This window comes from Buttiauxella gaviniae ATCC 51604 (genome assembly GCF_001654835.1).
Lineage (GTDB): Bacteria > Pseudomonadota > Gammaproteobacteria > Enterobacterales > Enterobacteriaceae > Buttiauxella > Buttiauxella gaviniae.
In genome coordinates, this window is sequence record NZ_LXEP01000031.1 from 406795 (window position 1) to 423267 (window position 16473).

The 16473-nt window shown below is 48.5% G+C and carries 13 protein-coding genes; 9 read left to right on the forward strand and 4 right to left on the reverse strand.

The genetic code is table 11. The annotated features are described in order from the left end of the window. Window positions 1-5 precede the first annotated feature (5 nt). From M977_RS17700 to M977_RS17710, 3 genes are all read left to right on the forward strand, one after another. Window positions 6-623 carry a DMSO/selenate family reductase complex B subunit gene (locus M977_RS17700; protein ID WP_064517490.1) on the forward strand — a complete coding sequence of 206 codons (618 nt, stop codon included), beginning with the start codon at window positions 6-8 and terminating at the stop codon, window positions 621-623. 1 nt (window position 624) lies between these two features. Beyond that, window positions 625-1485 (forward strand): dimethyl sulfoxide reductase anchor subunit family protein, encoded by an 861-nt coding sequence (locus M977_RS17705; RefSeq protein ID WP_064517491.1) that lies wholly within the window; start codon window positions 625-627, stop codon window positions 1483-1485. A 284-nt stretch (window positions 1486-1769) separates the two neighbouring features. Then, complete coding sequence (locus tag M977_RS17710) at window positions 1770-2918, forward strand: MFS transporter (protein WP_064517495.1); 1149 nt, start codon at window positions 1770-1772, stop codon at window positions 2916-2918. Window positions 2919-2986: 68 nt separating this feature from the next. Here M977_RS17710 and pflA read toward each other — a convergent pair whose 3' ends face one another. The 4 genes from pflA to ycaO all read right to left on the reverse strand — a co-directional run bounded on the left by pflA (window position 2987) and on the right by ycaO (window position 9285). Continuing rightward, on the reverse strand, window positions 2987-3727 hold the full coding sequence (pflA, locus tag M977_RS17715) for a pyruvate formate lyase 1-activating protein (protein WP_064517497.1): 741 nt from the start codon (window positions 3725-3727) through the stop codon (window positions 2987-2989). A 200-nt stretch (window positions 3728-3927) separates the two neighbouring features. Further along, on the reverse strand, window positions 3928-6210 hold the full coding sequence (pflB, locus tag M977_RS17720; RefSeq protein WP_064517500.1) for a formate C-acetyltransferase: 2283 nt from the start codon (window positions 6208-6210) through the stop codon (window positions 3928-3930). Window positions 6211-6263: 53 nt separating this feature from the next. Beyond that, window positions 6264-7121, reverse strand: a complete 858-nt coding sequence (gene focA, locus M977_RS17725; protein WP_064517504.1) for a formate transporter FocA — start codon at window positions 7119-7121, stop codon at window positions 6264-6266. A gap of 406 nt (window positions 7122-7527) precedes the next feature. Continuing rightward, window positions 7528-9285, reverse strand: coding sequence for a 30S ribosomal protein S12 methylthiotransferase accessory factor YcaO (gene ycaO / locus M977_RS17730; protein ID WP_064517507.1), 1758 nt, complete (start codon window positions 9283-9285; stop codon window positions 7528-7530). 138 nt (window positions 9286-9423) lie between these two features. Here ycaO and M977_RS17735 point away from each other — a divergent pair, with 138 nt between their 5' ends. The 6 genes from M977_RS17735 (at window position 9424) to rpsA (ending at window position 16407) form a co-directional block, all read left to right on the forward strand. Beyond that, the gene (locus tag M977_RS17735; RefSeq protein WP_064517511.1) at window positions 9424-10116 is read left to right on the forward strand and encodes a DUF421 domain-containing protein; all 693 of its coding nucleotides are present in this window, start codon (window positions 9424-9426) and stop codon (window positions 10114-10116) included. Window positions 10117-10276: 160 nt separating this feature from the next. Beyond that, on the forward strand, window positions 10277-11362 hold the full coding sequence (gene serC, locus M977_RS17740) for a 3-phosphoserine/phosphohydroxythreonine transaminase (RefSeq protein WP_064517514.1): 1086 nt from the start codon (window positions 10277-10279) through the stop codon (window positions 11360-11362). A gap of 79 nt (window positions 11363-11441) precedes the next feature. Next, the gene (gene aroA / locus M977_RS17745) at window positions 11442-12725 is read left to right on the forward strand and encodes a 3-phosphoshikimate 1-carboxyvinyltransferase (RefSeq protein ID WP_064517686.1); all 1284 of its coding nucleotides are present in this window, start codon (window positions 11442-11444) and stop codon (window positions 12723-12725) included. Window positions 12726-12910: 185 nt separating this feature from the next. Further along, on the forward strand, window positions 12911-13669 hold the full coding sequence (gene loiP, locus M977_RS17750) for a metalloprotease LoiP (RefSeq protein WP_064517516.1): 759 nt from the start codon (window positions 12911-12913) through the stop codon (window positions 13667-13669). Between the two features lie 179 nt (window positions 13670-13848). Next, complete coding sequence (gene cmk / locus M977_RS17755; RefSeq protein ID WP_064517519.1) at window positions 13849-14535, forward strand: (d)CMP kinase; 687 nt, start codon at window positions 13849-13851, stop codon at window positions 14533-14535. Window positions 14536-14730: 195 nt separating this feature from the next. Then, window positions 14731-16407 carry a 30S ribosomal protein S1 gene (rpsA, locus tag M977_RS17760; RefSeq protein ID WP_064517522.1) on the forward strand — a complete coding sequence of 559 codons (1677 nt, stop codon included), beginning with the start codon at window positions 14731-14733 and terminating at the stop codon, window positions 16405-16407. The last annotated feature ends 66 nt before the right edge of the window (window positions 16408-16473 follow it).

Here is a 16473-nt window from a genome sequence, read left to right on the forward strand (position 1 = left end):
AGCTGATGACTACCCAATACGGATTTTATATAGACTCGAGCCGCTGCACTGGTTGTAAGACCTGCGAGCTGGCTTGTAAAGATTACAAAAATTTAGGCCCGGACGTCAGCTTCCGTCGCATTTATGAATATGCTGGCGGTGACTGGCAACAAGACAACGGGGTTTGGCAGCAAAACGTCTTCGCCTACTATCTGTCGATTGCTTGTAACCATTGTGAAGATCCGGCTTGTACCAAGGTCTGCCCAAGCGGTGCGATGCATAAGCGTGAAGACGGTTTTGTGGTCGTTAATGAAGATGTTTGTATTGGCTGCCGCTATTGCCATATGGCCTGCCCATACGGCGCACCACAGTACAACGCTGAAAAAGGTCACATGACTAAGTGTGATGGCTGTCATGAGCGTATTGCTGAGGGCAAGAAGCCTGTCTGTGTCGAATCCTGCCCATTACGTGCGCTAGATATGGCACCGATTGCTGAACTACGCGCGAAGTATGGTGAACAGGCAGCCATTGCTCCGCTGCCATCAGCACATTTCACTAAGCCAAATATTGTCATTAAACCTAACGCCAACAGCCGCCCATGTGGGGATAAAACCGGTTATCTGGCAAACCCGAAGGAGGTGTGAGATGGGTAACGGATGGCATGAATGGCCACTAATGGTCTTTACGGTTTTAGGGCAGTGCGTCGCGGGTGGTTTTATTGTTATGGCATTAGCATTGCTGACCGGTGTTTCCGACCGTGTACAGCAAAAGCGTGTGCATTGGGCAATGATCGTGCTGTGGGTGTTGATGGGCATTGGTTTTATGGCCTCAGTACTGCATCTCGGCTCACCACTACGCGCCTTCAACTCGCTTAATCGCATCGGGGAATCAGCACTCAGTAATGAAATTGCCAGCGGCTCAGTCTTCTTCGCGGTGGGTGGTTTCTGGTGGCTGGTTACCGTGCTGGGCAAAATGCCGCAGGCACTGGGTAAAATCTGGATGATGCTGACGATGATTCTGGGCGTGTTCTTTGTCTGGATGATGTGTAAGGTCTACCTGATTGATACCGTACCAACCTGGTATAGTGTTTATACTCCGCTCAGTTTCTTCCTGACGATGTTTATAGGTGGGCCGCTGCTCGGTTACTTACTGCTACGCGTTGCAGGCGTAACGGGTTGGGGAATGCGTCTTCTTCCTGCAATTTCATTGCTGGCTGTTGTAATAAGTACCGTGGTTGTGATGTTACAGGGTATGGATTTAGCGACAATCCACAGCTCAATCATGCAGGCATCTGCACTGGTTCCTGAATATGGTGCATTGATGTCATGGCGCTTGTTGGTGCTGGCGCTTGCATTAGCTTGTTGGATTATCCCGCAACTTAAAGGTGGCCAGGCAAACCCTGCAGTTCTGACATTCGCCTTCGTGTTGGTTATTGTTGGTGAGCTAATCGGCCGCGGTGTGTTCTACGGTCTGCATATGACGGTTGGTATGGCTATCGCAAGTTAATGCCATCGCGATTAAATGCGCTTTCGGGCGCATTTAATCTTTTCGGATAAAAAATATCATGCAATTTACCATGAAATTTTTCATCCAACCCGCTTCGATTCCCAATACCTGATCCCATCAAAAACAGAGAGATAGCATTTCGTCTATATGCTTTGCTCACAAGTAAGATAAGTTTTTCAAATCGACAGTTTTCAAATCGTGCCAGGCCCCGTCAGCACTCGATTGACAATCATTTTTCCAGTGGCATGATGCGCACAAATTATTCTCTTCCTCGCGGTTTCTACATGTCCACCTATACCCGGCCAGTGATGCTTTTGCTCTGTGGTCTGATGCTTTTGACCCTGGCGATAGCGGTTTTAAATACGCTGGTTCCACTTTGGTTAGCTCACGAAAATCTTCCAACCTGGCAAGTCGGGATGGTGGGTTCATCGTACTTTACTGGAAACTTGGTGGGTACTTTGCTGACCGGATGGCTAATTAAACGTCAGGGTTTCAACCGTAGCTACTATCTTGCCTCGCTGATTTTTGCTGCGGGTTGTGCAGGATTGGGGCTGATGACCGGTTTCTGGAGTTGGATGATGTGGCGTTTCATCGCGGGTATCGGCTGTGCGATGATTTGGGTGGTGGTTGAAAGCGCCTTGATGTGCAGCGGCACTTCTCACAATCGTGGGCGCTTGCTGGCAGCCTACATGATGGTTTATTACGTTGGCACGGTGTTAGGCCAATTGATGATCAGCAAAATGCCGACCGATTTAGCCAGCGTCCTACCATGGGTGACGGCGCTTATTTTAACCGCGATTCTTCCGCTGTTGTTTACTCGCATTGTGAATGATCGGAGTGAAAACCAGGAAGTGACGCCTGTCTGGCCAATGCTGCGCCTGCGACATGCACGTCTTGGCGTGAACGGCTGCATTATTTCCGGGATCGTACTCGGCTCCCTTTATGGGTTGATGCCGCTGTATCTAAACCATCAGGGCGTCAGCGATGCCGGTATTGGTTTCTGGATGGCGGTGATGGTCAGTGCAGGTATTGTCGGACAGTGGCCGGTAGGGCGCCTGGCAGATCGTTTTGGCCGTTTACTGGTGCTGCGTGTTCAGGTATTTATTGTGATTCTGGGTTGCTTGGCAATGCTAAGCAATGCGGCGATGGGGCCTACGTTGTTTGTGCTAGGCGCGGCAGGGTTTACTCTTTATCCAGTAGCAATGGCTTGGGCCTGTGAGAAAGTTGAGCACCATCAGTTGGTAGCAATGAACCAGGCTCTCCTGCTCAGCTATACCGTAGGTAGCTTGCTTGGCCCAACGTTTACCTCAATGTTGATGCAAAATTTCTCGGACAATTTGCTGTTCGTTATGATAGCAGGCGTCGCGTTTGTCTACTTACTCATGCTGCTACGCAAAGCAGGGCCTCATTCAACACCAGTTGCCCACGCCTGAAATTGAAGATACAAAAAAGCCCCTCGAAGGGGCTTTTTGCATTGAGCGACGAATCGGATATCTAAAACTTAGTACATCACCTTGTGACCATACTGTTCCAGAATGCCTTTTACGCGTTCCATTGTCTCTTTCTTCGGCGGGTGTACGCCATCAAGTTTGTACTCTTCACCCATCGCCACCCATTTGTGTTTACCCAGCTCGTGGTAAGGCAGTAATTCGATCTTCTCTACATTACCCATATCACGTGTGAACTCACCCAGTCGATGTGCTGAGTCGTCATCGTCAGACCAGCCCGGTACCACAACATAGCGAATCCAGACGTTAACGTTCTTATCAGAAAGGTAGCGTGCAAATTCCAGCGTACGATGATTAGAGACGCCAACCAGATTCTGGTGAATTTCGTCGTTCATCTGTTTTAAATCGAGCATGACCAGATCGGTCACTTCCAGCAATTCATCAATTACCGGATCGTAGCGGCGCACAAAACCGTTGGTATCAAGACAGGTATGAATCCCTTCTTTACGGCAGGCCCGGAACCAGTCACGTACGAATTCTGCTTGCAGAATAGCTTCGCCGCCTGAGGCCGTTACACCACCACCAGATGCATTCATAAAGTGGCGATAGGTCACCACTTCTTTCATCAGTTCTTCAACACTGACCTCTTTGCCACCATGCGTATCCCATGTATCACGATTGTGGCAATACAGGCAGCGCATCAGGCAGCCCTGGAAAAAGGTAATAAAACGAATACCGGGACCATCCACGGTACCGCAGGATTCAAAGGAATGAATTCGGCCAATTACTGACATTGCGGTGTTCTCTCCAGTATTGGTCCATGCCTTAAAAGCAGGAACCAGGTTGAGCGCGGTCGAATAGAGTCTTGCCGCGTCGAATCAATTTTGCGAGATAACCTAAACGTAGCAGTTATCTTGCAAAACTGGTTCTGACATAAGAAAAGGCCCCACCGAGGTGGAGCCTTCATTGTACGCCTTTTCAGACAAACCGTGAATTACATGGTTTGAGTGAAGGTACGGGTAATAACGTCCTGCTGTTGTTCTTTAGTCAGGGAGTTAAAACGTACAGCGTAACCAGAAACACGAATGGTCAGCTGAGGATATTTCTCAGGGTGTTCCATCGCATCCAGCAGCATTTCACGGTTCATTACGTTCACGTTCAGGTGTTGACCACCTTCGATGGACGCTTCGTGATGGAAGTAACCATCCATCAGACCCGCGAGGTTAGTTTTACGAACTTCGTCGTCTTTACCCAGTGCGTTAGGAACGATAGAGAAGGTGTAAGAGATACCATCTTTAGCGTAAGCAAACGGCAGTTTAGCAACGGAAGTCAGAGAGGCAACAGCACCTTTCTGGTCGCGACCGTGCATTGGGTTAGCACCTGGACCGAATGGAGCGCCAGCGCGACGACCGTCTGGGGTGTTACCGGTTTTCTTACCATAAACCACGTTAGAGGTGATGGTCAGAACAGACTGAGTCGGGATAGCGTTACGGTAAGTAGTCAGTTTCTGAATTTTCTTCATGAAACGTTCTACCAGGTCAACAGCGATATCATCTACGCGAGAATCGTTGTTACCGAACATTGGGTATTCGCCTTCGATTTCGAAGTCTACAGCCAGGCCGTCTTCGTCACGAACAGGTTTAACTTTCGCGTATTTGATTGCAGACAGGGAGTCAGCTGCAACAGACAGACCCGCGATACCACAAGCCATGGTGCGAACAACGTCACGGTCATGCAGAGCCATCAGAGACGCTTCGTAGCTGTATTTATCATGCATGTAGTGAATGATGTTCAGCGCGGTGACGTACTGTTTAGCCAACCAGTCCATGAAGTGATCAAGACGGTCAAGAACGTTATCGTAGTCCAGAACGTCAGCCATGATTGGCGCTTCTTTAGGACCGATCTGAATTTTCAGTTTTTCATCAACGCCGCCGTTGATTGCATACAGCATGGTTTTCGCGAGGTTAGCGCGAGCACCGAAGAACTGCATTTGCTTACCAACAATCATTGGGCTTACGCAACATGCGATTGCGTAGTCATCGTTGTTGAAGTCAGGGCGCATCAGATCATCGTTCTCGTATTGCAGAGAAGAGGTATCGATGGAAACTTTAGCTGCGAACTTCTTGAAGTTCAGTGGCAGTTTTTCAGACCACAGAATAGTGATGTTCGGCTCCGGAGACGGCCCCATGGTGTACAGGGTGTTCAGGAAACGGAAGCTAGATTTGGTAACCAGAGTACGGCCATCTACACCCATACCGGCGATAGATTCAGTCGCCCAGATTGGGTCACCAGAGAACAGCTCATCATACTCAGGGGTACGCAGGAAGCGAACCATACGCAGTTTCATGACCAGGTGGTCAATCATTTCCTGTGCTTCAAGCTCAGTAATTTTGCCTGCTTTCAGGTCACGTTCGATGAATGCATCCAGGAAGGTGGAAACACGACCGAAGGACATTGCAGCGCCGTTCTGAGATTTAACCGCAGCCAGGTAGCCGAAGTAAGTCCACTGAATTGCTTCTTGAGCATTTTTAGCAGGACCAGAGATATCGCAGCCATATTTAGCAGCCATTTCTTTGATCTGACCCAGAGCACGGTGCTGTTCAGAGATTTCTTCACGCAGACGGATTGTTGCTTCCAGATCTTCTCCGTTTTCCAGTTTGCTCTGCAGAGAGTTGAACTGAGCGAATTTGTCTTTCATCAGGAAGTCGATACCGTACAGTGCTACGCGACGGTAGTCACCAATGATACGACCACGACCGTAAGCATCTGGCAGACCGGTGATTACGCCTGATTTACGGCAGTTCAGGATGTCTTTGGTATAAACGTCAAACACACCCTGGTTGTGAGTTTTGCGGTATTCGGTGAAGATCTTCTTAAGCATTGGGTCAAGTTCACGACCGTATACTTTGCAAGAACCTTCAACCATTTTGATGCCACCAAACGGAATAATTGCACGTTTCAGTGGAGCATCAGTTTGCAGGCCGACGATAGTTTCGAGGGACTTGTTGATGTAACCAGCATCGTGGGAGGTGATGGTGGATGCGAGGTCAGTGTCGAAGTCAACAGGCGCGTGAGTGCGGTTTTCCTGTTTAACGCCTTCCATAACGTTGTCCCACAGAGCGGTAGTTGCATCTGTAGCACCTGCCAGGAAGGACTCGTCGCCCTCGTAAGGGGTGTAGTTTTTCTGAATAAAGTCACGCACGTTGACTTCATTCTGCCAGTCGCCTTTAGCAAAACCTTCCCAAGCGGTGGCTAACTTTTCATTAAGTTCGGACATTTAACACCTACCTTCTAATGTGGATTTCTTATTCCCTACACGACAGTTAGCACTTAGTGCTTATCGCCACCGCGCAGATAAATTACCCAGTACGTCAACCCAACCAGTAAACCACCACCGATGATGTTCCCGATAGTTACGGGGATTAAGTTATCGGTGATGAAGTTCAACACGGTCAAGTGTGTGAAATTGTCCGGAGACGACCCAACTGCGGTCCAGAATTCCGGGCTTGCAAAGTTGCGTACTACGATACCCATAGGGATCATGAACATGTTTGCGATACTGTGCTCAAAACCACTAGCAACAAACATGGCGACCGGGAGGATCATAGCAAACATCTTGTCCATCAAACTGCGACCGGAGTAGCTCATCCAGACAGCCAGACAGACCATCAGGTTAGCTAAAATACCGAGGCACACAGCTTCAATAAAGGTGTGATGCATTTTGTGGTCCGCGGTTTGAAGCACATTCAGACCCCACGCACCATTTGCTGTCATATACATGCCTGACAACCAAATCAACACCACAAACATCAAAGCGCCGCACAGGTTACCGATATAAACGTTAACCCAGTTCTTGGCTAACTGACCCCAAGTGATACGTCCACTGGCTTTAGCAACAACGATTAACACTGTAGAAGTGAAAAGGTCTGCACCGCAGATGACACACAGGATAAGTCCTAAGGAGAAGCAAGTACCGCCAATCAGTTTTGCAATACCAAACGGAATTGTTGCAGTACCGGTAGTAGCAGTGATGTAAAAGACAAAGGCAATCGAGATGAACATACCCGCGGTTATCGCTAAATAAAACGTGGTTAGCGGGTGTTTTGTTGCTTTATAGACGCCAGCATCTTCGGCAACTTTCGCCATAGCAGCTGGGAGCAATAGATCAAAAGGGTTGTCAGCTTTCACACTAACTCTCTCTTATTTAATTCGGCGACGAGATACTAACAAAGCATTATAGAGTAAAATTTGATATGGATCATATCTCGCCAAGCTTATAGGCCTGAAAAAAGCAGGTGTTTAGCTATTTTTCAGTTCAGATTATTGATTTTTATGATAAAAATAAAGTTTAAAGTTTATAGTGTAATTTGATATTTAACCTCGAAGCTCCTGTGTTTGATTAATTAGAATGGAGTATTTCAGTAATTTGGCAACATTATTTGTAGTTTCACTTAATAATATTTCACCAATATTTAACTATTGAGTCACAAGTGAAATTATTACGCTGCCAATAAATACACGGGGCGATAAAAATCGCCCCGTAATATAGCGTAAACATTATGGTTTACGCACCTTTGAGTTTCTTTTTGTTACTTTATTTCCAAAATGCCGCTTTTGCGCGTTGCAATTTTTCATACGCGCTTAACAGCGCCTGATGAGCAGGGAAGGCTTTTAAATCGCTATCTACAGCTTGCAGGCCATAGAATGCAGCTTCGCCACTCAGGGCAGCACTCGCCGCTTCAACAGTTTCTGCACCGTACATGCGTACGAAGGCATTCAGGTATTGCAGCGGCTGGCGGTCTTCTTCCATTGCCAAAAGCAGTAATGTTTGCAGGCAGCGGTAATAGTTTGCACGTTCGGCGCTGAAAATAGACGCATTGAATTCCATTGTCCATTCAGTCCAGATAAGCGCTTGTTCGGTATCGCCGCCAGCCAGAGCCAGCATGGCTTTTAACTCGCCAATACGCAGCGTGTACCAACCGTTATCTTTACCTGTCGCCAGACCCAGCAATTCGCGCACACGGGTGAAGTCATCGTGGCCTTCTTCATCTAACTGAGAAATCAGGCCCAGATAATCTTGTTTCTCCCACTCGCTACCCGGCAGAGCCAAAATCGTATCGCGCAGGTGATAGCCCATATTGTTGTTTGCGAGCAGCAGGTCTTCAGCCGGGTAAATATCGGACATGCCTGGCACGATGATGCGGCAAGCATAAACATCCAGATGCTGATAATCAGCGATGTAGACTTCCTGGTCTTCTGCATCAAAAATTGCCATCAACGTGGCGAACTCTTCTTCTGTTGTGCCGGAGAAGCTCCAGTCAACAAATGGATAGTCAGCATCTTGCTTGAACATATCCCAGGAGATCAGACCGCTGGAATCAATGAAGTGAGTTTCCAGGTTTGCATGCTCAGCCACTTCTTCGTCGTCAAAGGTTGGTGGAGTAAACACATCCAGGTCTTTCAGACCGCGGCCCTGAAGCAGTTCTGTCACGGTACGTTCCAGCGCAACACCAAAATCAGGGTGAGCACCAAACGATGCAAAGCAAGTGCCGTTAGCTGGGTTGAACAATACCACACAGATAACGGGGTATTTGCCGCCTAATGAACCGTCATACGCGAAGATTGGGAAACCTTCGGCTTCAAGGGTAGCAATTGACTCAACCACGCCCGGATAACGAGCCAGCACTTCTTGTGGAATTTCTGGCAGGCTGATGCTTTCGGCAATAATACGGTTCTTGATGTGGCGCTCGAACACTTCGGAAAGTGCCTGAACGCGCGCTTCATTGGCAGTGTTACCTGCGGACATTCCGTTTGATACGTACAGGTTGCCGATAATGTTCATCGGAATGTAAACGGTTTCTTGATCTGACTGGCGGGTGAATGGCAGCGCGCAAATCCCACGCTCTTCATTACCTGATTGCAGGTCGATAAGCATACCTGCAGTCACTTCGTTTTCTGGATCGTAAAACGCGCGCAGGCGATCGTCGAGAATACCTTCCGGCAGTTGCTCATCTTCTGGGATTGGGAACCACTTCTCGTTTGGATAATGCACAAATGGGCCATTAGCGATGGTTTTGCCCAACCAGAAATCAGCAAAGAAATAGTTAGTCGAGAGACGTTCGAAATATTCACCCAGTGCTGAAGCTAAAGCAGCTTTTTTAGTTGCACCTTTACCATTGGTAAAGCACAGCGCGCTGTCTTTATCACGGATATGCACTGACCAGACGTTCGGTACAGGGTTTAACCAGGAGGCTTCTTCTATATTAAAGCCAAGATCGGCGAGTTTGGTCTGAAAGCGAGCGATGGAGTCTTCCAGAGCGGCATCTTTGCCAGGAATAAAGGTTTGAGTCATGAGGTTTCACTTTTGTCGTACGCAAAGCGCGCAATGATACGGGTTTTAGCAGACTGACGCCATCGTCAGCAGCATGCAGGCGGTTCTAGCATAACAGGCTATGCTTATTGTCAGTAACCTACTGTTATGGCGGTATAAATGAAGTCCTTTGATCTCCAGCGGATGGCATTAAATGACGTTCCCCTCGATTTTCTTTGGGAAGTCGCTTTACGCAGTCTCTACACCTTTATATTGGTATTTCTATTTTTGAAGATAACGGGGCGGCGCGGTGTTCGGCAGATGTCGCTATTTGAAGTATTGATCATTCTGACACTCGGCTCTGCGGCAGGCGATGTGGCGTTTTATCATGATGTCCCCATGTTGCCCGTCTTGATTGTGTTCGTCACGCTGGGGCTGCTTTATCGCCTGGTGATGTGGTTGATGAGCCACAGCGAAAAACTTGAAAACCTGCTTGAAGGCAAACCTTCGGTTCTGATTGAAGAAGGCGAGTTTGCCTGGGAAAAAATGAAGTCGCAAAACATGACTGAATTTGAGTTCTTTATGGAACTACGATTGGTGGGTGTTGAACATCTTGGGCAGGTACGGCTAGCCATACTGGAAACTAACGGTCAAATCAGCGTCTACTTTTTCCCCGATAAACTCGTCAGGCCGGGGTTACCTATTTTACCCGAACCCTGCTGCGAACGGTTTCTTAAAGTCCCTGAAGATGCAGATTACGCCTGTATTCACTGCAGCGAAGTGGTGACACTTAATGCCGGGGATGAAACGCCTTGCCCACGTTGTGAACACAAGTTCTGGGTCAAAGCCTGTACCGCCACGCGAGTGACGTGACGGGCGGTTATCGGGCATTTAATTCAGCCACTAGTTGATTATGTTGTGTGATTTTGCGCACATTACCCAGCCATGCCTGATTAACCGTTGCAGCCTCTGCATCTGAGTGATAAAACCGATAGCGTGATAAAACTTATTGCTTTAAGCGTGGTGAGGGGAAATGGCTCAGGTATACAATTTTAGTTCCGGCCCGGCAATGCTGCCGGCTGAAGTGCTTCGTCGTGCGCAACTTGAACTCTGCGACTGGCAAGGCTTAGGCACCTCCGTAATGGAGATTAGCCATCGTGGTAAAGAGTTTATTGAGGTCGCTGAAGAAGCTGAAAAAGATTTTCGTGATCTCCTGCAAATCCCCTCAAACTACAAAGTTTTGTTCTGTCACGGCGGTGGTCGCGGCCAATTTGCTGGTGTACCGTTAAACCTGCTGGGCGACAAAACTACCGCTGATTATGTTGATGGCGGTTACTGGGCGAGCAGTGCTGTAAAAGAAGCTCATAAATACTGCACTCCGAATGTTATTGATGCCAAAGTTACCATCGACGGCCTGCGTGCCATCAAACCGATGAGCGAGTGGCAGGTTTCTGAAAACAGTGCCTACCTGCACTATTGCCCGAATGAAACTATTGACGGTATCGCGACTCATGAAACGCCGAATTTCGGCGATAAAGTCGTGGTAGCTGACTACTCATCCTCTATTTTGTCGCATCCAATGGATGTCAGCCGCTTTGGTGTGATTTACGCAGGCGCGCAGAAAAACATTGGTCCTGCGGGTTTGACGTTAGTTATTGTGCGTGAAGATTTGCTCGGCAAGGCGCATAAAGCGTGTCCGTCAATTCTTGACTACACCGTGCTAAACGAAAACGACTCCATGTTTAACACCCCACCTACGTTTGCCTGGTATCTTTCCGGCCTGGTATTTAAGTGGCTGAAAGAGCAGGGTGGCGTCGAAGTAATGGACAAAATCAACAAAGCAAAAGCTGAGTTGTTATATGGTGTTATCGATAAAAGCGACTTCTACCGTAACGATGTTGCTTCAGCTAACCGTTCGCGCATGAACATTCCGTTCCAGTTAGCTGATAGCGCACTTGATAAAGTCTTCCTGGAAGAGTCGTTTGCCGCTGGTCTGCATGCATTGAAGGGCCACCGTGTTGTGGGTGGAATGCGCGCATCCATCTACAATGCGATGCCGCTCGAAGGCGTACAAGCGTTAACCAATTTTATGGTCGACTTCGAACGTCGCCACGGTTAATCGTTGCTCGTTGTTATTCTCCCCGCGACTTGCTTCGCGGGGTTTTTATTCTGTTTGAGTTGAGAGTATTTTCCCCATGCTGGAATCCCTGACGTTACAACCCATCGCCCTTGTCGACGGCACAATTAATCTTCCTGGTTCAAAAAGTGTCTCTAACCGAGCTCTGTTGCTGGCAGCGCTGGCTAATGGCACCACTGAACTGACTAATTTGCTGGATAGCGACGATGTGCGTCATATGCTTAACGCGCTGAAAGCACTGGGCGTGAGCTATACGCTTTCTGCTGACCGCACGCGTTGCGAAGTGACTGGCATGGGTGGTCCACTGCAAGCGTCAGGCGAGCTGGAACTGTTCTTAGGAAACGCAGGTACGGCGATGCGTCCACTGGCGGCGGCACTGTGTCTGGGCAGCAATAACATCGTGCTGACGGGTGAACCGCGCATGAAAGAACGTCCAATTGGTCATCTGGTTGATGCATTACGTCAGGGTGGTGCTCAGATTGATTATCTGGAGCAGGAGAATTACCCGCCGCTGCGTTTGCGTGGCGGTTTTAGCGGCGGCCAGGTTTCGGTTGATGGTAGTGTATCCAGCCAGTTCCTGACGGCGCTGTTAATGACTGCTCCACTGGCGGCAAGCGACACCGAAATCACCATTAAAGGTGAGCTGGTATCGAAACCGTATATCGATATCACCCTACACCTGATGAAAACTTTTGGTGTAGAAGTCGAAAACCGTGATTACCGCAGCTTTGTTATTCGTGGCGGCCAGCAGTACATTTCACCGGGCGCGTATCTGGTGGAAGGCGATGCCTCTTCTGCTTCTTACTTCCTCGCGGCTGGTGCAATTAAAGGCGGTACGGTAAAAGTCACGGGTATTGGCCGTAACAGCGTACAAGGCGATATCCGCTTTGCTGATGTGCTGGAAAAAATGGGTGCAAAAATTACCTGGGGCGATGATTTCATCTCCTGTGAGCGCGGGGAACTTAACGCCATTGATATGGATATGAACCATATTCCAGATGCTGCGATGACAATCGCAACGGCGGCCTTGTTTGCCAGAGGCACTACCACGCTGCGTAATATTTATAACTGGCGTGTGAAAGAGACTGACCGCCTGAGCGCGATGGCAACAGAGTTGCGTAAAGTCGGAGCGGTGGTGGAAGAGGGCGAAGATTACATTACTGTGACGCCACCTGCTCAGCTCCAAGTTGCTGAAATCGGCACTTATAACGATCACCGTATGGCGATGTGTTTCTCGCTGGTGGCGTTGTCAGACACACCAGTAACTATCCTTGACCCGAAATGTACCGCGAAAACTTTTCCGGACTATTTTGAGCAGTTAGCGCGTATTAGCACCCTCAAGTAATGCACCACCATTTGCTCCGGTAACGTTGAGTGCCGGAGTAAATTCTCAATATCCCGCATAAGATCAACTCCGTTTTCGTACCTCCGCTTTTATTGCACCTGCTTGTACCACTGTTAATCTCACGTCCGATTTGATCAACAAATCGATGATTTGTTTCATGTATAGCTCATCAACGGAAGATAACTATGAAGACTTTCAAAAAGGTAGTATTGGCAGTGTTAATGGTGGGATCTTTGGTAGCGTGTAAGAACATGAATGGCGATAAACTGGTATCGTCCGGAATGTCGGCCTTCAAAGCCGCAACACTCAGCGATGCGGATGTTAAGGCAGTGGCAAACCAGTCCTGTAAACAAGCAGATAGTGAAAACCAACTCGCGGGTAAATCCAGCAAATATGCCAAACGCTTGAACAAAATTGCCAAGGCCCTTGGGGATCAGGTCGACGGTACACCAGTAAATTATAAAGTGTATTTGACCAGCGATATAAATGCCTGGGCGATGGCCAACGGCTGTGTACGTGTCTACAGCGGCTTAATGGACATGATGACCGATAACGAAGTTGAAGGTGTTCTTGGTCATGAAATGGGTCACGTAGCCTTGGGTCATTCAAAGGAAAAACTGCAAACAGCCTATGCCACTATGGCGGCCAAGGACGCAGTTTCTGCAACCAGCGGAGTGGCATCACAGTTATCTCAGTCACAACTTGGTGATTTAGCCGAAGCGGCGGTTAATGCGACGTTCTCGCGCAGTGAAGAGTCAGAGGCTGATGATTTCTCATATGATCTCCTAAAAAAACGCAAAATCAATACTCAAGGACTGGCAAGCAGTTTTGCTAAGCTTGCAACGCTTGATGGTGGTACATCGAAGTCTATGTTTGATTCACATCCACCATCAGCTGAACGTGCGCAAAATGTCCGTGACCGCATAGCAGCAGATAAAAAATAAACTACCTCTCTGAATTTGGGGCTGGTTTTTTCCAGCCCCACCTCAAGTTGCGCAATTCTTCTACACTCAGCCTCATTAACTACGATAATTGGCAGGAAAGATAACGGTCAGTAATCTGGCGGCGTATAATATGCGGCGTTGATATTTTAGATCCGCAATTCCAGCGAGAGGAGAGTACGATGACGGCACCCGCCCCGGTAATAACGATTGATGGCCCAAGCGGCGCAGGAAAAGGCACGCTTTGTAAGGCCATGGCGGAAGCGTTGCAATGGCATCTTCTTGATTCTGGAGCCATTTATCGAGTTCTGGCATTAGCGGCTTTGCATCACCAGGTTGACGTTACATCTGAAGATGCCCTGGTTCCACTGGCGGCACATCTTGATGTGCGCTTTGTTGCCAACAATGGCGAGCTGGAAGTCATTCTTGAAGGAGAAGACGTCAGCGCGGAAATCCGTACGCAGGACGTGGCAAATGCAGCTTCTCAGGTTGCCGCTTTTCCTCGTGTACGTGAGGCGTTGTTACGCCGTCAGCGTGCGTTCAGAGAGGCTCCTGGCCTGATTGCTGATGGACGTGATATGGGAACAGTCGTTTTCCCTGATGCACCGGTAAAAATCTTCCTTGATGCCTCATCTGAAGAGCGTGCCCAAAGGCGTATGCTGCAGTTGCAGGAGAAGGGCTTTAGTGTTAACTTTGAGCGCCTTTTGGCAGAAATTAAAGAACGTGATGATCGTGACCGTAACCGTGCAGTAGCACCGTTAGTGCCAGCCGCAGATGCGTTGGTGCTGGATTCAACCAGCATGTCAATTGACGAAGTCATCAAACAAGCGCTGACATACGCGCAGAAAATTTTAACACCAGCTCAATAGTCAATATTGTGCTGGTGTCTGTTTTGTCATATTTGTCATGATATTGCCATAGTGGTATCCTGACATATCGGGTAGATTTTTACCCCTGTAACCTAAACCCTGTCGGCATGGAGCCAATGGCGGGGTATGTGAAACAACCCCATTCGGCGGGATGCTAAATGGACGTTAAACTAAAGAACCTTGAAGATTAACAACATGACTGAATCTTTCGCTCAACTCTTTGAAGAATCCCTTAAAACAATCGAAACCCGTCCGGGTTCCATCGTTCGCGGTGTTGTAGTTTCTATCGATAAAGACGTAGTACTGGTTGACGCCGGTCTGAAATCTGAATCTGCAATTCCGATTGAGCAGTTCAAAAATGCTGCTGGCGAACTGGAAATCCAGGTTGGTGACGAAGTTGATGTTGCTCTGGACGCTGTTGAAGATGGCTTTGGCGAAACTCTGCTGTCCCGTGAAAAAGCTAAGCGTCACGAAGCTTGGATCACGCTGGAAAAAGCTTACGAAGAAGCTGAAACTGTGGTCGGTATCATCAACGGCAAAGTTAAGGGTGGCTTCACTGTAGAGCTGAACGGTATTCGTGCGTTCCTGCCAGGTTCACTGGTAGATGTTCGTCCGGTACGTGACACTCTGCACCTGGAAGGCAAAGAGCTTGAGTTCAAAGTCATCAAGCTGGACCAGAAGCGTAACAACGTTGTTGTTTCTCGTCGTGCAGTTATCGAATCCGAAAACAGCGCAGAACGTGATCAACTGCTGGAAAACCTGCAAGAAGGCATGGAAGTTAAAGGTATCGTTAAGAACCTTACTGACTACGGTGCATTCGTTGATCTGGGCGGCGTTGACGGCCTGCTGCACATCACTGATATGGCATGGAAACGCGTTAAGCATCCAAGCGAAATCGTGAATGTTGGCGATGAAATTACCGTTAAAGTACTGAAGTTCGACCGTGAGCGTACTCGTGTGTCTCTGGGTCTGAAACAACTGGGCGAAGATCCATGGGTCGCAATCGCTAAGCGTTATCCAGAAGGTACCAAACTGACTGGTCGCGTGACTAACCTGACTGATTACGGCTGCTTCGTAGAAATCGAAGAAGGCGTTGAAGGCCTGGTTCACGTTTCCGAAATGGATTGGACCAACAAAAACATCCACCCATCCAAAGTTGTTAACGTTGGTGATGTAGTGGAAGTTATGGTTCTGGATATCGACGAAGAACGTCGTCGTATCTCCCTGGGTCTGAAGCAGTGCAAATCTAACCCATGGCAGCTGTTCGCTGAAACCCACAACAAGGGCGACCGCGTTGAAGGTAAAATCAAGTCTATCACTGACTTCGGTATCTTCATCGGCCTGGACGGTGGCATCGACGGCCTGGTTCACCTGTCTGATATCTCCTGGAACGTTGCAGGCGAAGAAGCAGTTCGTGAATACAAGAAAGGCGACGAAATCGCGGCTGTGGTTCTGCAAGTTGACGCAGAACGTGAGCGTATCTCCCTGGGTGTTAAACAACTCGCAGAAGATCCGTTCAACAACTACGTTGCACTGAACAAGAAAGGTACTATCGTTACTGGTAAAGTAACAGCAGTTGACGCGAAAGGTGCTACAGTTGAATTAGCAGATGGCGTAGAAGGCTACCTGCGTGCTTCTGAAGCTTCCCGTGACCGCGTTGAAGATGCAACTCTGGTTCTGAGCGTAGGCGACGACGTTGAAGCTAAATTCACCGGCGTTGACCGTAAAAACCGTGTTGTGAGCCTGTCTGTTCGTGCTAAAGACGAAGCTGACGAGAAAGATGCAATCGCTACTGTTAACAACAAACAGGAAGATGCACCGAACTTCTCTAACGCTATGGCTGAAGCATTCAAAGCAGCTAAAGGCGAGTAATCGTCCGAGCACTAAATCAGGGCGGCTACGGCCGCCCTTGTTCGATTGATAGGTGTAAGTTAATTT